The sequence below is a fragment of the Thioalkalivibrio sp. ALRh genome, from assembly GCF_000381425.1.
Taxonomy (GTDB): Bacteria; Pseudomonadota; Gammaproteobacteria; order Ectothiorhodospirales; family Ectothiorhodospiraceae; genus Thioalkalivibrio.
Genome location: NZ_KB906522.1, coordinates 1 through 21514 on the forward strand (window position 1 = coordinate 1; position 21514 = coordinate 21514).

General features: G+C 62.0%; 13 protein-coding genes and 2 tRNA genes. 10 read left to right on the top strand and 5 right to left on the bottom strand.

Features of this window, described 5'->3' with window-relative positions; all coding sequences use genetic code 11:
• From F791_RS0109645 to F791_RS0109660, 4 genes are all read left to right on the top strand, one after another.
• A partial coding sequence (locus F791_RS0109645; RefSeq protein WP_019592497.1) for a type I secretion C-terminal target domain-containing protein occupies positions 1–4091 on the top strand: 4091 nt, incomplete at its 5' end.
• Between the two features lie 104 nt (positions 4092–4195).
• A complete protein-coding gene (locus F791_RS0109650; RefSeq protein WP_012982708.1) occupies positions 4196–4525 on the top strand; it encodes a hypothetical protein in 330 nt (109 codons plus the stop codon).
• A 145-nt stretch (positions 4526–4670) separates the two neighbouring features.
• Positions 4671–6533, top strand: coding sequence for a retention module-containing protein (locus F791_RS0109655; protein WP_026333020.1), 1863 nt, complete (start codon positions 4671–4673; stop codon positions 6531–6533).
• A 210-nt stretch (positions 6534–6743) separates the two neighbouring features.
• On the top strand, positions 6744–10625 hold the full coding sequence (locus F791_RS0109660) for a retention module-containing protein (RefSeq protein ID WP_019592499.1): 3882 nt from the start codon (positions 6744–6746) through the stop codon (positions 10623–10625).
• A gap of 62 nt (positions 10626–10687) precedes the next feature.
• Here the strand turns inward: F791_RS0109660 and F791_RS0109665 are convergent, their stop codons facing one another.
• The gene (locus F791_RS0109665) at positions 10688–12595 is read right to left on the bottom strand and encodes a LapD/MoxY N-terminal periplasmic domain-containing protein (RefSeq protein WP_019592500.1); all 1908 of its coding nucleotides are present in this window, start codon (positions 12593–12595) and stop codon (positions 10688–10690) included.
• Between the two features lie 10 nt (positions 12596–12605).
• Positions 12606–13283 carry a transglutaminase-like cysteine peptidase gene (locus F791_RS0109670; protein ID WP_019592501.1) on the bottom strand — a complete coding sequence of 226 codons (678 nt, stop codon included), beginning with the start codon at positions 13281–13283 and terminating at the stop codon, positions 12606–12608.
• Positions 13284–13692: 409 nt separating this feature from the next.
• Between F791_RS0109670 and F791_RS0109675 the strand changes: the two genes are divergently transcribed.
• The gene (locus F791_RS0109675) at positions 13693–15081 is read left to right on the top strand and encodes a TolC family outer membrane protein (RefSeq protein WP_026333021.1); all 1389 of its coding nucleotides are present in this window, start codon (positions 13693–13695) and stop codon (positions 15079–15081) included.
• Between the two features lie 70 nt (positions 15082–15151).
• Here the strand turns inward: F791_RS0109675 and F791_RS0109680 are convergent.
• Positions 15152–15227 (bottom strand) — tRNA-Thr (locus F791_RS0109680).
• Positions 15228–15272: 45 nt separating this feature from the next.
• Positions 15273–15359: transfer RNA gene (locus tag F791_RS0109685), tRNA-Leu, on the bottom strand.
• Between the two features lie 102 nt (positions 15360–15461).
• Here F791_RS0109685 and queA point away from each other — a divergent pair.
• From queA to secF, 5 genes are all read left to right on the top strand, one after another.
• The gene (queA, locus tag F791_RS0109690; protein WP_019592503.1) at positions 15462–16529 is read left to right on the top strand and encodes a tRNA preQ1(34) S-adenosylmethionine ribosyltransferase-isomerase QueA; all 1068 of its coding nucleotides are present in this window, start codon (positions 15462–15464) and stop codon (positions 16527–16529) included.
• A complete protein-coding gene (gene tgt, locus F791_RS0109695) occupies positions 16519–17634 on the top strand; it encodes a tRNA guanosine(34) transglycosylase Tgt (protein WP_018993884.1) in 1116 nt (371 codons plus the stop codon). Before queA ends, tgt begins: the two co-directional genes overlap by 11 nt.
• A gap of 98 nt (positions 17635–17732) precedes the next feature.
• Positions 17733–18062 (top strand): preprotein translocase subunit YajC, encoded by a 330-nt coding sequence (yajC, locus tag F791_RS0109700; protein ID WP_018139379.1) that lies wholly within the window; start codon positions 17733–17735, stop codon positions 18060–18062.
• Positions 18063–18073: 11 nt separating this feature from the next.
• Positions 18074–19942 (top strand): protein translocase subunit SecD, encoded by a 1869-nt coding sequence (secD, locus tag F791_RS0109705; protein ID WP_018139380.1) that lies wholly within the window; start codon positions 18074–18076, stop codon positions 19940–19942.
• A gap of 13 nt (positions 19943–19955) precedes the next feature.
• Positions 19956–20903 (top strand): protein translocase subunit SecF, encoded by a 948-nt coding sequence (secF, locus tag F791_RS0109710; protein WP_018993885.1) that lies wholly within the window; start codon positions 19956–19958, stop codon positions 20901–20903.
• A gap of 81 nt (positions 20904–20984) precedes the next feature.
• On the opposite strand, the gene F791_RS0109715 is transcribed toward secF, so the two are convergent.
• Entirely contained in the window at positions 20985–21503 is a 519-nt protein-coding gene (locus F791_RS0109715; RefSeq protein WP_026278833.1) for a DUF302 domain-containing protein, read from the bottom strand.
• Positions 21504–21514: the final 11 nt, after the last annotated feature.

The following is a 21514-nucleotide window of genomic DNA, read 5'->3' on the forward strand; positions in this document are numbered from 1 at the left end:
CACTGGATCTGGAGAGCAGTGACCAGGCCTCGGAAGGGCAGCTGGCATTCACGCTGAGCAGCGAAACCGACTACGCCGGGATCGATCCGGAGTTGGGCGGTGAGGTGAGCTATGAAATCACCGGAGGCAATGAGCAGGGGTACTTCGAGCTGAACGAAGCCGGTGATGCGGTGGTGCTGAGCGAGGCCGGTGCGCAGGCGATCCGTAATGGTCAGTTCGATCCGGCGGGAGCCAGCGTGACGGTAACGGGCACGCAGGTGATCGGTGAGGACGAGGCCAACAGCTTTACGGTGACCGGCGTGGATGATGCGTCGGTGGGCGAAGTGCCGGCGCCGAATCCGGAGCTGACGGTGGATCTTGCCCTGGCGGATGGTGCTACCGAGGGTTGGCCGCAGTCGGCGGGCGCGGGCGATGTGGTGTTTGAAGTCACCACGGATCTGGACCTGGACGGCATCGATGGCAACCTGGCGGGTGACATTGCCCTGTCGCTGACTGAGGACAGCAACGGTTATTTCGCGCTGGATGGTAACAACGTGGTTCTGACCGAGGACGGAGCTGCTGCCGTCCGTAACGGCCAGGTCTCGGGGAACGAGCTCGACGCGACTGTCGAAGGCTCGGTGACCATCGCCGAGGACGGGGTGAATCCGTTCGAGCTGACTGGTCAGGCGTCCGCAGTCACAGTGGTTCCGGTCCCGGGGCCGGAAATCACAGGATTGGGCGAGAAGGATTTCTTCTTCGACGAGAAGCATCTCGAGAACGGCACGAATCCAGATCCCGCTCAGTTGGTGAAGTCGGGCAGCTTCGCGCTCAATGCGCCCGCAGGGATCGCAAGCTTGGCAATCGCAGGAACCTTGAGTGGGAGCAACACCGCCGGGGCCACCGATGAAAATGGCTCTGTGCTTTTGACGCTCGAACAACTCGAAGCGCTTGGCGAATCCAATACGGTAGGTATCGAAACCGACAATGGCAATCTGCTGACCCTCAATGGTTTCGATAGCGATACCGGGGAAGTGAGTTTCGATCTGGAGTTCCGCGAGCCGATCGAGCATCCCGAGGGTCAGGGTCGTAATCTGGACTGGAAGGACTCGATCGCGGTCACGCTGACCGACGATAACGGCCAGGTTGCCGATGACACCATCGACGTGTTGATCCGCGACGATGCGCCCGTATTCAAGGACGGTGAAGGAATTACCCTTACCGGTGAGATAACCGACAGCCCGGTAGAAGGCAACAACGGGCTCAACATCGGTGCGGACGTCGATGGGGCATTCATTCAGGACATAGAACTATCCGTTGATAACGACGGGTATCTCGTGGCGCTGCTCGATGGGGATGAAGTCCTTCTGACCTCGCGAGGCGACAAGCTAACGTCCAGTTTTGACGCCGATACGGCGACACTGACCGCTCTCAATTCAAATGGAGACCCGGTCTTCACGATTCAGGCGGGTATTGATGGTGGCTACAACATCAGTGTGCTGGAGCCGATCGACCCGGTGGCACGGAGCAGTTTCGACGAAGAAAGCCTGACCGCTGGTGGTGGAATCGACGATGACCTGTTTGTCTTCGACAACGGTTTGGAAGTCCAGTTTGCGTCGGATAATGGAGCCGTCAATTGGTCTGGAAGCGGTATTGGTGTCGCGAACAACCTAATCAGTGGCGGTCAAACCCTGTCCGCAAGCTTTAATCAGCACGTCACGGATCTTGACTTCACGATGGGGAACCAGGGTACGCCGAGCTGGGAGATCTACCGCGATGGCGACCTCGTGGGGTCCGGTAACAGCTTGTCGATTAGTGAGCCAGGTGGGTTTGACGAGATCCGTTTCCTGGGAGCCTCGGGCGGGAACCAATACAACATCAAGGGTATGTCCGGGACTTACATGGATGCATCGGAGAGCTTTGAACTTCCGGTGACCTTCCATGCGGAAGATGGTGATGGTGATGCCGCCAGCTATGAGATTCCGATTATCTTTGATCCTGCGCTGGTCGATTTGCCTGAGGTCGAGACCCTGTTGATTCCGACGGTTTCGGTTTCGGTCGATTCCGAGGAGGGCCAGGAGACTGTCCTCAAGGATGGTTTCGCGGACCTGGGTGTCGGCGGTTCCGGTGATGGGAATATTAACGATCCCAATCCGCCGGCGGATACCGAGACACTGATGTTCGACTTTGGGCAGACCAATGCCGGGCAAACTTTCAACCTCAGCTGGACGCAGCAAGCGAAAGGTGGCTGGGAAGATGGAAACCCGGATGGGCTTCCGTCTTGGGAGAATCGTGGCGGTACGCGGGACACCTTTAAGGTCTTTGTGAACGGCGAGGAGCTCTACGAGACCTCGTGGTACGACCCGGCCAATTCGGATAGCACCGTGTTCCCTGCCGAGGACGAGTCGCTGACGGTGACGCTGGATGAGAACGGTCGAGCGGAGGTTGTGTTCGAGGTGCGTTCTACGCATCCGGACGAAGTCGTCGATGTCAGCAACATCCAGGGGCAGCTGGATGTCACGTCCACTATCTACACGGTTTCGCTCGACGGCAGTATCGATGACCCGGGCGAGATCGACTACTACCAGCTGGAGGTACAGGGCGGCGAACTACTGGTCAACGGCAACGTACAGTCAGCGGTCGATGGCCTTTATACGGTGAACCCGGCCGATATCGATGGATTGACGGTACGTCCCGATGCTGGATCCGATGAGATCGAGGTGTCGGCGCAAGCAGTTTCCACGGATGGCGTATGGAGCGACGTGGATGTCGACAGCACGGAGGTCGTTTACGCCAGTGCAGTGAGCGCGGTCGATAATCTGAATACGGCCTATGTCGGCGAGTCGTTGGAAGAACACCTGAGCGGTCGTGAGAAAGCGACGGATTGGACAGAGACTCGCGAGTTCACGATAAGTGAGGGCTATACGGGTTCGGTCTCTATGGCTGCGGAGTTCAGCCTTTGGGCAGGGATCATTTCTCAGGGCGAAGCCGAATTCACGTGGGCGCTCTACCAAGACGACATTGTTGAAGGTGAACAACTTCTTGCGAGTGATGTTATCACGCGAAAGGCTTCAGATGGTTCCGACTTGAACGTGCCGCTGGACCTACCCGAGGACCTGAGTTCGGGGTCTTACCGACTGGAACTGGTTGGGGAGCAAACCAACGGCGGGAGCTTTGGTCCCATCTCTTGGGGCGGGGAGGTCGGATTCTCGGAGATTGTGGTAGACCAGCAGGCGTCTAACACGGTTACTGGGAATGTGATTACGGATGAGGATGCCGAAGGCAATTCCGATGAGCCAGGAAGCGATTCGACGTCCCTGAGCGTCTTCGATGGCGATGGATTCGTCGAAGTCGATGGCGAACATACGGTGGCCGGGGAGTTTGGTTCACTGACCCTCGCGGAGGACGGGACGTATACCTATACGGCATCCAATGATGTTGCCAACGCCGGGAACATTGAGACCTTCGATTACAAGCTGACGCATCCGAACGGTGACGAAGCGGTTGCGACCCTTTCGATCCGTATCGACAGCCCGGATGTGGAGGTGATCTGGGGTGACGATCTCGAGCCGGGTGCAACCATTGCGGGTACGGAGGTAGACGAGATCCTGGTGGGCACCTCGGGTGCGGATCAGATCGCGGCTGGTGCCGGCAATGACATCCTGATCGGTGGTGACGGTGCCGATACGTTTATCTGGCCCGGTGATGTGGCCGGGGACGTCCCGTCGACCGGCCCAGGGAACTCCGGAGACGACTTTGATCCCGACGAAATGCCGCAGGATGTGGTGCGAGATTTCACGGTCGATTGGGAACAAGGTTTTACTGGCGAAGGGGATGCTGACCGGCTGGACCTTTCGGACCTGCTGGTCGGAGCGGACTCCGACAATGTCGATGAGTTCATCCTCGCGGTAGAGGATGGCGAAGGCAACACGGTTCTGTATGTACGAACGGAGGGCGACACGTCGCCGGGCAATAGTGGTAACGCGAATAACGGCAATGGTGAATGGGCGCACAATCAGTCCATCGTGTTGGAGGGCGTTAGCATGGACGGCAGGGATTCGGCTGAATTCGTCAAGCAATTGTTGGATAACGACCAGCTGAAGATCGACCAGTAACTGGTCGAACGGGAAGAAGCCCCGCCGGTCCGAATCGGCGGGGCTTTCCCGTGTCTGAGGGTGTAGGCTGGGTACTGGAATGCCGAGCGGCCGGGAGGCGGCCTATGTATGTGAGACGGGATGCAGAAGGCAGGATTGACTTAGTGAGTCGGGACGCGAATGCCGAGTGTGCGGAGTTTATGGCGGCCGAGTCGCCGGAACTTCTGGGCTTCTTGGCTGGAAATAATGCTGAGCCTGCGCCCGCCGCGTTGCAGGCCTCGGATCTGGAGCTGATTCGTGTGCTGGAGGACCTGGTGGAGGTGCTCACGTACAAGGGTGTGATCCGGTTTACGGACCTTCCGGATGCGGCGCAGCAGAAGCTGCTGGGCCGCAAGGATCTTCGGGCTTCGGCTCGGCGACTGAATTTGATGGAAGACGACGAAGGCCTTCTCTAGAAAAGGCTGGCTAGAACATCACGTGTCATGCACAGCGGTGTGCCGGTGGCGATGGACCCAGACCAGGCACTGAGGTTGGATCGATTATGGACGCGAAGGCGTCTGTTTGAGCCGGTCTTGAGGGCTGGCGCATGAGGGGGATTCGATGGCAGTGAATACGGTAGTGGCCACCGTCCAGGCATTGACCGGGACTGTGATTGCGAGAGATGTCGACGGCAATTCCAGGGTGCTCGCCGTCGGCGATCCCGTGTATGCGGGGGAAGAGGTGATCCCACTGCAGGGGGCGTCGGCTGATCTGCAGGCAATGGAAGGTGGTGTCTTGTCGCTCGGTGAGGGTCAGCAGGTCCTGGTGGGCGAAGCTCTGGCGGATAGCGGCCGTGCGGACAATCCAGAGATTCCGACGGCGGAAGAAGTGATTGCGGCCCTGGAGCGTGGTGAGTCACTGGATGCGCTGATTGCGCCACCGGCGGCCGGTCTCGAAGGTGGTGATAGCGATGGCGGCGGTTTCGTGCGTGTCGCACGCATTAACGAGCCAGTAGAGCCGATTAACTACACTTTTCCGGAAAACGTCTTCGGTCGTCCCGATGCTCTGGGCGAGACCGTCGCGGTGCCGGGAGGAGAAACGGCGGACACGGTTGTGCCTCCCGGGCAGCCACCAGTAGAACCACCGGTTGAGCCGCCCCCTCCGGTGACCGCCAACCCGACGCTAACGGTGTCGGTATCCGTGGCGGCCGGATACGGCTATGACGACGCGAACGATGCGGCTGCGGGCGATGTGGTCTTCGAGGTTTCCCATACCCTGAATCTGGATGGGCTGGACCCCGCTCTAGCCAGCGCAATCGTCTACAGCATTGTCGGCGGCGATACGGCGTATCTTGCGCTCGCTCAGGATGGGGCGGGCAACTGGGTGGTGGTACTGACCGAGGCCGGGGCGGCCGCAATCCGGGCAGGTGTGGTGGACGGTAACCAGTTGAACGTGATCGTGGAGGGCACGATCGAACTGGTGGATCTCCCCAGTCTGGTGGATACCGACAGCGCTTTTGCGCGGGTTCCCGAACCAGGCGGGGAAGAACCCCCCGAACCCGGGCCGGATCTGTTTGCCTCGGCTCATGTGGTCGGCGCCAGTGATGTGCAGGGCACGATGGCGAACGCGAACAACCTGAAGTCGACGGGCGCGCAGAGTGCCGCGGTATCGCATCAGGACGGGTTCTTTGCGATCGACCATCAGTCGGCATCGGATGATCCGAACGCGATCGAATTTGGCGAGGCCCTGCTGTTTACGTTGGTCAGCCCCACGGATACAGCAGTGTTCCAGATTGAAGGTGCGATCAATGGCGGCTCGTATCACCTTTACGATGCCGATGGAGTGCGCATCGGCGAGGCTCGTGATCTTGCCGCGGATGTGAACGAAGACGGTTTCCTGGAGCTGAGCGGCGAGACGTTTTCCTACATCGCGTTCCAGGGCGGCAGCACAGGCTCGGGAGGGAGCGGCGATCGAAGCGAGTTCTCGGTTCGACCGGTTGATCTGTCGGTCCAGGTTGGCGAGGGCGAAGATGCCGATTTCTATCCTGCCGGAGCCGAGGAAGCCCTCGCCACCGAGTCGGTGGAGGCGCTCGAAGAAGCCGATGACTTTGGCGCGAACTTCCTGACCGTGGACTCGGATCAGGACATCTTCGTGGTCGCGGAAGGCGGGCAGGGGACGACGGATGACCCCGCTCGGTTTGTGATCCAGGGATTCAGCCTGGAAAGCGAGAGTAGTGCGGCCCAGATTACGCTCGGCGAGCTGCTGTCGAGTGCGAGCCGGGAGACCATCGACCAGTACCTGATGGCCGAGTCGCAGGGCGAGGATACCGTGCTCCACATCAGTTCGGGCGGCATGCTTGGGTCGGACACGGGCGGCGCTGATTATGCGATTACGCTGGAAGGGGTCAGCATGGAGGGTTTCGATTCGTCCTATGACTTCATCCAGACGCTGATCGAGAACGGCCACCTGACCATCGATCAGTAAGGCGTTCACTCCCCGATGGAACATGCCCGGGCCGCATCGCGGACCCGGGCTTTTTTGTGTCCTTGTATGAGGCGAGACCGCCATCGTTTTGACGGGTGTATGGAGAAACTCATCCCCTGTACTTCAGTACAGCTAACGGGATTTTGACGCCGGGCGTATTCAGTAAGTCATGAGCATCCCACTGTGGGGTGCATGACGAGGGATACGGCCATGGATCAACAAGCCATTGTTGCCATCGTTGAAAATGTCATCGGTACTGCCTTCGCACGCGATGAGGCCGGCAATGTTCGAGTCCTGCAGCCGGGTGATCCGATATATGTGGGCGAGGAGGTGATCGCAGAGTCAGACGGCCTGATCGAATTGGCCTTTCCGGATGGGTCCGGACTTACCCTTGCGCAAGGCGAGCAGGCGACGATCACGGACGACCTCGCGCAGTCCGCTGGGGCAGATCCGATGGAGTCGCAGCTAGGTGAAGCCACGGTCGAGGAGATTATTGCTGCGCTGGAACGGGGCGAGAGCCTGGACGGGCTGTTGGAGGCGCCGGCGGCGGGTCTTGATGGTGGTGGCGAGGGCGGTGTGAGCTTTGTGCGCATTGCCCGGAACGTCGAAGAAATCAGCCCGGTTGGCTATGAATTCCCCTCCAACCTTTTCGGCGAGCCCGAGTTCCGCCTCGACGGCGCCCCCTTGCCGGCTTCGCCCGCGGTACCGGCTGATACGCCAGATGTGCCGAGTACCCCCCCTTCGATCAGCGTGATTGAGGCCGAACTCGGCGGGCGCGCCTTGCTCGTGAATGAAACGGACCTGCGCGCGGCCAATGGTTCAGTGGCCACCGTCGATTTCTCGGGAGCCTTCCTGGTCGACTACGGCTCGAATGGTCCGGGTGGCGTGGCCTACGGACTGGGGCTGGCCGGTTCAGCGAGCACGGGCCTTGTAACCACGATCAGCGGCGAGCCGATCAGCCTGGTTAACAACGCGGGTGTAATCGAGGGCGTGACCGGAACCGGTGCCCTGGCATTCACCGTCTCGGTCGATGCGGCGGGCGTGGTGACGTTTACACAGATGCTGGCCGTGATGCACCCCGATGCAACCGACTCGGCGGATGTGCTGACTCTGGCGGGTACTGGCATTACGTTGACTGCGGTCGTCACGGACGCGGCGGGCGATAGCGCGTTGGCCACGGTCGATCTTGGCGCTTTGCTGGCGATCGTCGACGACGGGCCAAGCCCGGCAGTCGAAGTGGCTTCGCTGGACAGCATCACCCTTCAGACTTCCGATGCGGCACTGGAAGGTGGAACCCTGGAGGATCCGGACGGCCGAGAGGACCGTGTTTCGCTTGCGCATTTTTTCCGGCTGGGTGAGGACAGCACGTTCGGAGCGGATGGCTCGGCGAGCGAACACGCAGAGGAGTGGGCGTACAGCCTGAGCCTGAAGGACGGCGTAGCCGGGCAGCAGGCCACCAGTGGGGATGGCAGCGACAAGCGGGGCCTGTCCAGTGGGGGCACTGCGGTTGTTCTGTTTGCCGTCGGGGGCATGATCATCGGGACCACGGCGACTTCGGCCGAGTCGATCGACGATGGCAACACCGTGTTTCGAGTCTGGCTGGATGGCGATACGAACGAACTGGTGCTTAGTCAGTACCAGCCGGTGGATCATGCTTCCAAGGATGGCAAAGACTTCGAGGCGGATGTCCTGGCGCTGTCGTCCGGCCAGATCGTGTTGCGGGGCGAGGTCACGCTCACAGACGGGGATGGAGACAGGGCGAAGGATTACGCCTATGCCGATCTGGGTGAGCTGCTCCGGTTTGCGGACGATGGGCCGGCCTTTGATAGCGCGGGGATCACATTCGATCTAGGAGATCTCGGCTTGATCGTGCGTGACGACGAGACCGTGGATGGCGCCAGTACGGACGCCATCGTGCTGGACGGCCTGTTCGAGGTCGAGGTGAACTACGGCGCCGACGGCCCCGGTGAGCTGACTTGGGCCTATGCGCTGGGTCTGGCCGGTCTGGCGGCCGAGGATGGCTCCACCGGCCTGTTCAGCCAGGGGCAGGCGATCAGCCTGACGCTCTCGGAGGATGGCCAGACGATCACGGGCAGTGCGGACGGGGAGGTCGTGTTCGTATTGCAGATCACGACCAACGAGGCGGATGAGGCCGTACTGCAACTTACGCTGTATCGGCCGATGGACCATACGGGCAGCAGCGACCCGAATGCCATCGAGACGCTGGGTGGTCTGGTAACGCTGACCGCCACGGCGACGGCAACGGACGGCGATGGTGATTATGCGGTCCTGTCGACGGAAGCAATCCCGCTGGGCGGTGCGCTGTCCTTTGTGGATGACGGGCCGACCCCGATCGTCCCCGATCTGGGCTTCCTGGTAAACGATGCCGACAGTGCATTCAGCAAGATCGAGGGTGTGCGTCTGGACCTGGACGGCCGGGTCGACGACAACTTCGGTGCCGACCCGGGCGGTACAGTGAAGTTCGCCTATGCCAACGGGCACGTATCGGGTCTCACATCGGGCGGGCAGCAGGTGTACTACTACGTGACCAGCGATGGCCAGACGCTGGTTGGGTCGACCCATTCCGGCGGGAGCGGGGCGGATGATCCCGACGTGCTAGCGGCCAAGGTGTTCACCGCCAGCCTCAACCTGGACCCGGAAGGCCCGGATACCTATGACTTCGAGTTGGTTCAGCCGCTCGACGAGCAACAGCGGTTCTCGGTCGATGATGGTGGCTATTCTCTGGCAGGTGATGCCGGCAACCGATACTACAACTACTTCACGGGCGCGGACGGCTTCCCGGACATCCTGCTGACTCCGGTCGGCGCCACTTCGGTGAACACGAACTCCAACGAGGGCGGCGTCGGCAACGTGTTTGTGAGCAGCGGCCAGGCGATGCGGGTGGACTATGTCGAAAACGCCTCCGGGATCCCGCCGAACGGTGCGGGATACGACCCGGCGAACCCAGGGCATATGTTCGACGGACACGTACTGGTCGACGGTGCCTCCGCGCGGATCTCGACGGCGAATGACACCACCATTCGGGTCGAGGCCTTCAACGACCCGGATGGCAATAACCGGGTGGGCGATGGTGATCCGGTACGGATCACGGGTGCCTTTGTCGAGTACGGCGGGCAGACGTACACCGTGGACATGACCGGATGGGCAGAAAACCAGTCCGAGAACTTCTCGCTATCGGGGAATCTGTTCTCGATCCGTCTGGTGGGCGATCACGCGGTGTTCGAGGGTGTACAGTCCGGCACGACCATTGGTGTGTTCGCCGAGGATGGCCTGAACAGTGTCGAATATCATCATGCTGGCGGCGGCCGCTTCCAGATCGGTGGATTTGGCGGGCTGACATCGAGTCCGATTGGCAGCCCGCTCGACTTCGGGCTGGATCTGGCGATCATGGACGGTGACGGCGACAGCATCACGCTCACCGACGCGATCAAGCTGCAACTGGCACCCGACCATTACGTCATCCAGGAGGCTGCAAACGATGACGGGGTGGAGCTGGTGGTGGCAGCCGGGACCGAGGGTATGCTCCTGGGAGGTGCCGGCAACGACACGCTGATCGGCAATGACGGCGACGACATTCTGTTCGGCGGTACGGGCGACGACACCCTGATCGGGGGTGGCGGTAACAACCTGCTCTATGGCGGTGCCGGGAATGACAGCATCATCGGGGGTGATGGTGACGACGTGATCATCGGTGGTGCGGGCAGCGATACGCTCACCGGGGGTGGCGGCAGCAACACCTTCGTCTGGTTCTTTGGCGATCAGGCGATGGATGGCACTCCCGCCGCCCATGACGTCATTACCGACTTCAAGCTATCGGATAACGGCAGTGGCGATGTTCTGGACCTCTCGGACCTTTTGCAGGGCGAGGAGGCAGGCGAGCTGGGTCAGTATCTGTATGCAGAATCGCAGGGAGGCGATACCGTACTGTTCGTGCATTCCACCGGGCAGCTGGGTGCGAACGGGGATAATGCGGATCAGATCATCACGCTGCAGGGCGTTGATCTGGGCGGCAGCTCCGATGTCATCATCCAGGCATTGCTGGATAACGACCAGCTAAAGATCGACCAGTAGAACGCGCGGTTCGTTGGTATCCGCGAGGCCCCGCCATTGTTGGCGGGGCTTTTTTGTGGCGATCAAGCCTTGAGGGACTGAACGGCTCGGCCGGTCACGCCGTCGATCCCAAGCTCCATCAGGGGCTCGATATCGTCGGTGCTGTCGCAGCCTTCGGCGATCACCAGAATGCCGATCGAGTGCGCGAGGGTGCAAAGCCCGCGAATCAGCGCCTGGGTCTCCGTGGATCGATGGACACCCTGGATCAGCGAGGCCTGCAGCTTCACGTAATGCAGCCCATACGCGGTAAGGTCGTGTGAGCGGAACGCCTCCGGCCCCGCGTGCTCTAGACCGACCACGAAGCCCGTGACACGCGCGATACGGCACAGGTCGCGCAGTTCGGCCGGATGCGCCAGGGCGCCCCGGGCCGGGAATTCCAGCCACAGTCGACCGGCCACTTCCGGGTCGGAGGCCAGGCGGGATTCCAGGCGTTGGCGAAAGTCGGTGTCCTGCAGGCTGTCGACCGACAAATTGATTGCGAGGCGCTCGTTTCCTGCTCGTAGCTGATCGATGGCGGCATCGAGGACGGCGTCGTCCAGCTGCCGGATCAGGTCCAGGCGTACGGCCCAAGGCATGAAATAGCCCGCCGGGCGCGATTCGCCATCCAGCAGCAGGCGCATCGGCGCTTCGTGGTGCATCAGCTGGTGGTCGGCGTCTATCACCGGGAATCGCGCGAGCTTCACGCCATGCGTGGCCATGGCCACGGTGATCGCGGTGCGCCATTCGTTCTGATTGGCATGTGGCAGCACGGCATGAGGTTCTTCGGCGATGGAATCGCCCGGCTCCAGTTCCGCGCGGACCAGCGCCTGGTCGACGCGGCTGAGCACCTCTCCGGTGGTGTCGTCGGGGTGGTAGGGCGTCCCGGCCAAATGCAAGGCCATGGCTTCGGGAGCTTTGGGGCCCAGCTCCGCGCGGATCGCCGTCAGCAGGGACTCGGCAAAACGGCGGCTGTCCCCTATGCCGTCGCCAAAGACGGCAATATCGGAACCCTTGAGGCGCCCTGCGGCGCCGTAATCGGTCACGCTGGTTTGTTGTTCCGCGACTTCGGCAATGCGTGCCAGAAGCTCATCCAGCTTGTCGTGTCCGATCGCCTGGTTGAGCTCGGGCAGGCTGGCGACGCGCAGGACGACAAAGCTCCCGGCGGAACCGGCGTGCCGATTTTCGAGGGTCGACTGGAATCGGGCCAGGAAGGATTCGCGGTTCAAAAGGCCCGTTACATCATCGTGTTGAAGGCGAGTTTTCAGGCGTTCTAAACGCGTGGATTCTTCCTGCAGCATCATCCGGACGTGCTCGGTCAGCCGGTTCATGGCGCGGACCAGTGCCTGGAACTCCCAGGTGCGGGGTTCCGGGGTGGTCACGAACCGCCTTTCGCCGACGGCCTCGGCCTGTTCCACCACTTGCTTCAGAGGCCGAATCAGCCGGCCGAGCAGGAACGACCCAATCAGGCCGATGATCAACAAACCGCCGGCAAAGATCGCGGTGAGGCGGAGGGTGCCGTCCCACAGGGCCTCGTAGGCGTAATTCGTCTGGCTCTCGACGATCAGCGTGCCGAACGAAGACCAGCCATCGGACACATGCGCGACCCCGGGGCGCACGTTGAAGGCCAGGCGCTCGACAAACCATTCGGGCACGCCCTGGGGTGGCTCGGGGTTGCGGCGTTCGATCATGAGGTCGCCGGTCGGATCGATCAGCCGGATGTGCTGGTAGTGGCCGGTGTCGAACTGCGAGGCGATTTGCAGCTCCACGGTGGTCTCGTCCTTGGGCAGCTGGGAAAGCGACAAGGCCAGGGATGCGGCGTTGTCGATGTTCTTGGTCAGCAGCTGCTGCGCCAGGTAGTTGCGGGCCGACAGGGTACTCACCACGATGCTGACCAGTAACGCCAGCAGCATGATGATGGCTACCGCGATCCAGAGTTGTTTTCTCAGCGTCATGACTGCGCCCTCATTCCGGGGTCGAGTTAATGGGTCGGTCGAGATCAAGGCCGTATTCGTCCAGTTGCTCCAGGACGCGGCGCCAGCGTGACAGGCGTGCCGTAGGGTCGGCCGCGGACTGTGCCTGCCCGTCGGGCCAGAGTCCCTCGCTATTGAACGAGAAGATCGGCGTCAGGTCGTCGCGCTGGGAGGCGCGTTCAATTCGGGTCACCAGGTTGTCCAGGACCTTGGGCTCGTCTCGCGGGTCGGTGAAATAGCCGAGAACCATGTGCGCCTGGCTGAGATGGCTTCCAGGCCCGCCAAGGCGGGCTCGGACGTAGAAAAGCCGCAGGCGTTCATCGGGGATACCCAGTTTGCGCAGGCTGACGTACTTGGCGATGGAGTAGTCCTCGCAGTCGCCAGCACCCTTGTCCAAGGCCTCCAGGGGGGTGGCCCAGAAGTCTTCCTGGCCCCAGGTGACCTGGTCGTCCTGGTAGCGCAGCTGACGATTGAAAAACTCGTTCACCCGCGTGATCTGGGTCTGTTCGTCTTCATCAGCGAGATCTTCCAGCAGCTCGCGCCAGCGCCGCACGCGCTCGGCGGTCTCCGGCCCATATCGGTCGGCCGCAACCTGCTCGAGCTGGGCGAAGCTGTCGAGGCCTGCATGGCTGGCGCCCAGCAGCCACGCCCCGGCGACCAGCACAAGCACGAGGCTTGCGCGCCGTATCAGTCGGGACGGGTTGCGGGGCCAGATGCCAGGCACGTCGGCGCGCTCTCCGGTGGCTGAAAAAAGCACTACTTCCCGAATGATGGGCTACGCCTTTGTGGAAAGCCACAAACATAAATCCCAAGCGTAGTGCTGTGCGGTGTTTCTCGCCTTATCAGGCGTTTGTTTGCCGTTATGTGAACCATTTCAAAAATGATTGCGCGGGTAAGGGCTTAGGCCTATCGTTCAAATGTGTGAGGCGTACATAAGCGTTTCTTCCGGTTAGCGGTATGCGCTGGCTCGGTGACAAAAAGAGTGGGCGAACAGGTTTTATGGGAGGACAAAAATGATGAACCGAATTAGGCCTGCGGTTGGCAAAGGTGGTTTGCTGGCCCTGACGGCGGCCGTGGCGATGGTAGTGGGTGGTTCGGCGCAGGCCGAGGCACCGGAGCCGTTGCGTGACGCCGCGATGGAAGCGGTACTTTCCAACCCCGATGTGCAGTCGCGCTGGCATGCCTTTCGTGCCTCCGGGGAAGAGCAGACCGGCGCGCGCGGGCGCTTTTTGCCGGAGATCGACCTGAACGCCCGTGCCGGGTATCAGCGCCAGCGCTCCAGCGACGACAATTTTGATTCTTTCTCGCGCAATCCGCGGGGCGTGGACATTACGTTGACGCAGATGCTCTACGACGGCTTCGAGACCGCAAGCGAAGTGAGCCGCCTGGGCGAGATTCAGCGGGTGCGTTATTTCGAGCTGCGCGAAACAACCGAGGAGATCGCACTGGAAGCCGTGCGGGCCTTCGCCGATGTCCAGCGTCAGCGTGCCCTGGTCGACCTGGCGCAGGAGAACTACGACGCGCACAAGGAGGTTTACGACCAGATCGTGGACCAGACCGATCGCGGCGTGGGCCGGGGCGTTGACCTCGAGCAGGCCTCGGGGCGTCTGGCTCTGGCCGAGTCCAACCTGCTGACCGAGCGCCAGAATCTGCACGACGTGAATGCGCGGTACTACCGGATCGTAGGGCAGATGCCCGCTGACGACCGGGTGGATCTGGTCGGGACCTTCTCTGACGAGCCGATTCCCGGCACGGTTCAGGAGGCCCTGACCGAGGCCATCACCAAGAACCCGGCCATGTTCGCCTCGCTGCGCAACATGGAAGCGGCCCAGGAACAGCGCAACGTGGCCCGTTCGGCCTTCCATCCGCGTCTGGACCTGCAACTGCGTCATGCCTACGAGAATGATGTGCTCGAACGTGAGGACATCCGTATCCATGACACCTCGGCGCTGGTGGTGATGACGTGGAACCTGTTCCGCGGCGGCACTGACCAGGCGCGGGTCCGCCAGTTCACCGAAGAGTTCAACCAGGCGCGCGATCAGCAAGAGTCGGTTTGCCGCAATGTGCGCCAAACGGTGTCGGTGGCCTACAACGACATGCGTTCGCTGGACAGTCAGCTGCGCTTCCTGCGCCAGCATCGGGACTCGTCCGACCGCGTGCGTACCGCCTATCGTCAGCAGTTCGGCATTGGCCAGCGCAGCCTGCTGGATCTGCTCGACACCGAGAACGAGCACTTCGAGGCGAGCCGTGCCTACATCAACGCCCAGCACGATATGGAGATCGCCAAGGCACGGGCGCTGAATGGCATGGGCCGACTGCTCGAGTATCTCGATATCTCGCGTGGCGACATGCCGACTGCTGCCGAGCTGGGGCTCGTGGATGATGCCGCCCGGATTGATCCGGAGTCGGTCTGCCCGGCGGATGCGCCGCAGATGAGCGAAGCCCGCCACGAAAGCATCTTCCGCTAGGACCGACCCGCGGGAGTGCAGACAAGCAAAGGGCCAGCCATTTCGGCTGGCCCTTTTGCTGTGTGCGATATGGAGCCGGCGACAGGAGTCGAACCTGCGACCCTCTGATTACAAATCAGATGCTCTACCAACTGAGCTACACCGGCCAGGTGCGCGGTTTCGAGCCTGGCGGAGGGCCCGAGATAAAGAGGTGGTGCCGGGAGCGAGAATCGAACTCGCACTCTGTTGCCAGAACCGGATTTTGAATCCGGCGCGTCTACCAGTTCCGCCATCCCGGCTTTCGAGGCGCTAGTGTAGCGCACGAGCAGGGTGTGGCAAGGGAGATTGCGCCTTCGCTTGATCCGCATTCAGGGCGCCGGTGCGTGGTAGCATCGCGCGCCATGCGTGTTTCCGATTTCGACTACGAGCTCCCGCAGGAGCTGATCGCCCAGTATCCGCTGCCCGAGCGAGCCAGCTCGCGCCTGCTCGTGCTGGAAGACCAACGGGCGGAAGATGCCGCGTTTGGCGCGATTGAGTCACTGCTGCGGCCGGGCGATCTGTTGGTGCTGAATGACACGCGCGTGATCCCGGCGCGGGTCTTCGGGCAGAAGGCGAGCGGTGGGCAGGTCGAGGTCCTCGTAGAACGGATCGAGTCACCGACCCAGGTGCTGGCGATGGTGCGGGCCAGTCGGGCACCGAAGCCCGGCACCTGCCTCCACCTGGCGGATGCCTTTACGGCGGAGGTGACGGATCGTCAGGGGCCGTTTTTCCGGCTGCGTCTGGTGGACGGCGCCGACATGCTCGCACTGCTGAAGCAGCATGGTCATATCCCGCTGCCGCCGTACATCGAGCGGGCGGACGAGGGCAGCGATGCCGAACGCTACCAGACCGTGTTCGCCCGCAAGGAGGGCGCGGTGGCGGCGCCGACGGCTGGGCTCCATTTTGACGATGCACTGCTGGACCGGCTGCGCGCGCAGGGGGTCGAGACGGCCACGGTGACGCTGCATGTCGGGGCGGGGACTTTTCAGCCGGTGAAGGTGGACGACACCTCGCGCCACGAGATGCACGCCGAGTGGCTGGAGGTGGGGCCGGAGGCCTGTGCCGCCGTGGCGGCCTGCAAAGCGCGTGGCGGGCGCGTGGTGGCTGTGGGCACGACCTGTGTACGGTCGCTCGAGACGGCCGCGGCGGAGGGCGGGCTTAAGCCCTTTCAGGGTGAAACACGACTGTTCATCCAGCCCGGATATCGTTTTCGCGTCGTGGACCGGATGGTGACGAACTTCCACCTGCCGCAGAGCACGCTGCTGATGCTGGTAGCCGCCTTTGCAGGATATCGGCGGATCCTGGACGCCTATGCCCATGCGGTCGCGAATCGCTATCGCTTTTTCAGTTACGGGGATGCCATGTGGTTGGCGCCGGGCGATCCCGCGGATCTGCCGCCGAGCGTCCGGGAGGAACACGATGGAGTTTGAACACCTGGGGCAGGATGGCGCGGCACGCCGAGGCCGACTGCGGTTTCCGCGTGGTGAAGTCGAGACGCCCGCCTTTATGCCGGTGGGGACCTACGGGACCGTAAAGGCTATGACCCCGGAGGAGCTGCGCGAGCTGGGGGCACAGATCATCCTGGGCAACACCTTCCACCTGATGCTGCGGCCGGGTACCGAAGTGATCCGGGCACATGGTGACTTGCATGACTTCATGCACTGGGAAGGACCGATCCTGACCGACTCCGGTGGATTCCAGGTTTTCTCGCTGGCCGAGATGCGCAAGATCAGCGAGGAGGGCGTGCGTTTCCAGTCGCCCGTGGACGGTTCGAAAGTGCTGATGACGCCGGAGTCGTCCATGCGGGTCCAGCGCGAGCTGGGGTCGGACATCGTGATGATCTTCGACGAGTGCACGCCCTATCCGGCCACCGAGGACGAGGCGCGCAAGTCGATGGAGCTGTCGCTGCGCTGGGCCGCGCGATCGCGCGAGGCGCATGGTGACAATCCGGCGGCACTGTTCGGTATTGTGCAGGGTGGCATGTACCCGGCGCTGCGTCGGGAATCAGCCGCCGGTCTGCGCGAGATTGGCTTTGACGGCTATGCGATCGGCGGGCTGTCGGTGGGCGAGCCGGAAGATGAGCGGCTCGCCACGCTGGATGTGACCCTGCCGCTACTGCCGGAGGACCGCCCGCGCTACCTGATGGGCGTGGGGCGGCCCGAGGACATAGTGGAAGCCGTGCGCCGCGGCGTGGACATGTTCGACTGCGTGATGCCTACCCGCAACGCACGCAATGGATTTCTGTACACCCGGGAAGGGGTCCTGCGTATCCGTAATGCGCGCTTCCGTGACGACACGGGCCCGATCGATCCGGAGTGTGGTTGTTACACCTGCCGCAATTATTCAAGGGCTTACCTGAAACATCTCGACAAATGTAACGAGATTCTCGGGTCGCGCCTGGCGACGACCCACAACCTGCATTACTACCAGGACCTGATGCGCGGCCTGCGCGAGTCGATTGCGGCGGGCACGCTTCAGGCGTTCGTCGCCGATTTCTATGGTCGGCGCGGCATGGAAGTGCCGCCTGTGCCATAATCCGCGCGGCAATTTTCGCGAGCCCGGTCACGGGTCTCGCGGGCGCCGGGCGCCAGGCCCGGCGGCCCTGAACCGATTCGCTAGACGGGAGTGTTCCAATGGATTTTCTGATTTCTGCAGCGCATGCCCAGGACGGTGGTGGCGCCGGTGGTGGCATGATCGAATTCCTGATCATGATCCTGATCTTTTTCGCGATTATGTACTTCCTGATCATTCGCCCGCAGAGCAAGCGCGCGAAGGAACACCGGTCGATGGTGGAGTCGCTGTCCAAGGGTGACGAGATCGTGACCAATGGCGGTGTGGCCGGCACGATTACCGAGGTAGGCGAGAACTTCATCAAGGTCGACATCGCCAATGGCGTGAACATCGCCGTGCAGAAGCAGTCGGTTCAACAGGTTATGCCCAAGGGCACCCTCAAGGACCTCTAGGGTCTTCGAATATGCGCAATTCCTATCCGGCGTGGCTGTACGCCCTGATCGTCGTCATCATCCTGGGCGCGGGGCTTTATGCCGCGCCCAACCTGTTCCCGGAGGACCCGTCGGTCCAGATCGGGAACCCGACCACCGGCGAGATCGATCAGAACATCCGTGAACTGATGGGCACCATCCTGGGCGCCCAGGGCGTCACGCCGCACACGGTCGAGGAGCAGGACGACGGCCAGATCCTGTTGCGCTTCGAGACCACAGACGAGCAGTCCACCGCTGCCGAGATATTGCGCAACGCGCTGGATGACAATCACACCGTCGCCCTGAACATGGCCCCGGCCACCCCGCGCTGGTTGCGAGCCATCAATGGCCAGCCCATGGCTCTCGGCCTCGACCTGCGTGGCGGGGTCCACTTCCTGATGGAAGTGGACCTGGACGCGGTGATCGGTACCGCGATGGAGCGTTACTCGAACGAGCTGCGCGGACGCCTGCGGGAAGAGCGTATTTCGTTCGACACCGTGGAACGCGGCTCCCGCGATCTGACCGTGATGTTCGAGAGCGAGGCGGACCGCGAAGCGGCCGAGAGCTGGCTACAGCGCCAGTATCGCGAGGAACTGGTCTGGGAGTCGCGTGGGTCCGGGGACACCAGCCGACTGGTAGCCACGCTGGATGACGACCACCTGACGGAACTGCGTCGTCAGGCCCTGCAGCAAAACATCTCCACGCTGCGTTCGCGGGTCGACGAGCTGGGCGTGGCGGAACCGATCATCGCTCAGCAGGGCGAGAACCGGATTGTGGTGCAGCTCCCGGGCGTGCAGGACACGGCACGGGCAAAGGAGGTCCTGGGCGCGACTGCGACGCTGGAATTCCGCCTCGTGTCGGAGAGCGGTGATGCGCGGGAGGCTGACGAGACCGGGCGTGCGCCGTCGGGCACGCGTCTTTACCACGAACGCGACGGGACACCGGTGCTGCTGCAGCGTCAGGTCATGCTGACCGGTGACTACATCACGGATGCCTCCTCGGGCATTGCCCAGGATACGGGCGGTCCGGCGGTGTTCATTAATCTGGACGGTCAGGGTGCGCGGATTTTCTCCCGCGTGACCTCGGACAACGTCGGTCGGCTGATGGCCACCGTGTTCATCGAGACCTCGACCGAGACCGTTGAGGAAGACGGTGAGCAGGTGATGCGCACCTCGCGTAGCGAAGAGGTAATCAACGTCGCACGCATCAACGAGCCGCTGGGGCGTCGCTTCCAGATCTCCGGACTCGACAGCAGCCGCGAGGCCCGCAACCTGGCGCTGTTGCTGCGCGCCGGGGCGCTCGCCGCGCCGATGTCGATCGTCGAAGAACGTACGGTGGGCCCGAGCCTCGGTCAGGAGAACATCGATCGCGGTATGCAGTCGGTGGTGATCGGCTTCATCGCCGTGATGATCTTCATGGTGCTGTACTACCGGGTGTTCGGGGTGATCGCGAACGTCGCGCTTGCGTTGAACCTGATCTTCATTGTCTCGGTGTTGTCGATGCTGCAGGCGACACTCACCTTGCCGGGCATTGCGGGGATCGTGCTGACGGTGGGTATGGCCGTCGATGCCAACGTGCTGATTTTCGAGCGAATACGCGAAGAGTTGCGAAACGGGTTGTCACCACAGGCCGCGATCGCCTCGGGCTATGATCGCGCGTTCACCACGATTGCGGATGCCAATGTGACCACGCTGATCGCGGCGCTCGTGCTGTTCCTGTTCGGCACCGGCCCGATCAAGGGGTTCGCGATCACGCTGTCGATCGGGATCATCGCCTCGATGTTCACGGCGATCATCGTGACCCGCGCCATCGTCAACCTCACCTACGGGCGGCAGCGTCGGCTGAACCGTCTGGCTATCTGAGGCGGAGAACGACATGCTTCCGCATTTGAATTTCGCCGAATCGAATCTCGATTTTCTCGGCAAGCGCAAGATCACGATCACGGTTTCCCTGATCCTGATCCTGATTTCTGTGGCGCTTCTGGCCACGCGCGGGCTGAATTTCGGGATCGACTTTACCGGTGGCACGCTGGTCGAGGTCGGATATCCCGAGGCGGTCGAGCTCGATCCGATCCGCGAGACGCTGGCCGATGGCGGCTTCGCCGGGGCCCAGGTGCAGACCTTTGGTACTTCACGCGATGTCCTGATTCGTCTGCCCCCGAGCGAGGACGACGATGATCCGGCCACGCTGTCCAACCGCGTACTCAATGTCTTGCAGGATGGAGGTCCGGATGACCCGGATCTGCGGCGTGTGGAGTTCGTGGGGCCTGCCGTGGGCGAGGAGCTGCGCGAGCAGGGGGGGCTGGCGATGATCTACGCCCTGGCCGGGATCCTGATTTACGTCGCGGTCCGCTTCGAGTGGCGATTCTCGATCGGTTCGGTGCTTGCGTTGATCCACGATGTGGTGATCACGCTCGGGATTTTCTCGCTGCTGCAGCTCGAGTTTGACTTGGGGGTCCTGGCGGCGGTGCTTGCGGTGATCGGGTATTCATTGAATGACACGATCGTGGTGTATGACCGAATACGCGAGAATTTCCGAATATTGCGCAAGAAGGGCACCGAAGAGGTGATGAACATCGCGGTGAACAAGACCCTGGCGCGTACCATTGTCACCAGTACGACGACCCTGCTGGTGTTGTTCGCGCTGGCGTTCCTGGGTGGCGCTGCGCTGCAGAACTTCTCGATCGCGCTGATCATCGGGGTGATTGTGGGTACCTATTCGTCGATCTTTATCGCGGCCACCGCGGCATTGCTGCTAGGCGTGGACCGCCAGGTGCTACTCCCGGTGAAGAGGGAAGGCGCCGAGGAAGATCAGACGCCTTAGCGGACATCCGCTGGAATCAGTGGGCACAAAAAAGCCCGGCAGCCTGCGAGGCTAGCCGGGCTTTTCGCGTTCAGGCGGTGGTCAGAACGACAGCGCTTCCTTGATGATGCGCTCCACCAGTTCGTTGACGTCGCGCAGGCTCTTCTTGGAGTCTTCTTCACCGATCTCGGGGACAGGGGTGTAGCCCATGTACACCACGCCGGGCTCATCGGTCAGCTCGTACACCGTGATGATGTAGGGGCAGAACACCATGTTGTGCGGGTCGGCCTCCATCGTGGCGCGCGAATAGCTGGCGCTACAGAAGTCCAGGGACTTGCCATTGAGATAAATGCCCTCGCCACTCTCCTGGCCAGCGGTGCGGTCCAGCATGTTGGCGATGTAGCCGACGTTGTTGATCACCAAGCCCTCGGATGCGATGGCTTCCTCGACCATTTCAAAGTAGTGATCGAACTCGCCTTCGATCTTGAAGATCACGCGTTCGTCGGTTTCCATCACGGTTTCGTACGCACTGGCAGTGGCACCCAGTGCCAGGCCGGCGCCCAGCGTCAGGGCGAGCGCCGAACGGCGCAGCAGTTGGGACAAATTAGGGAATGCCTTCATGGTTCCTTCCT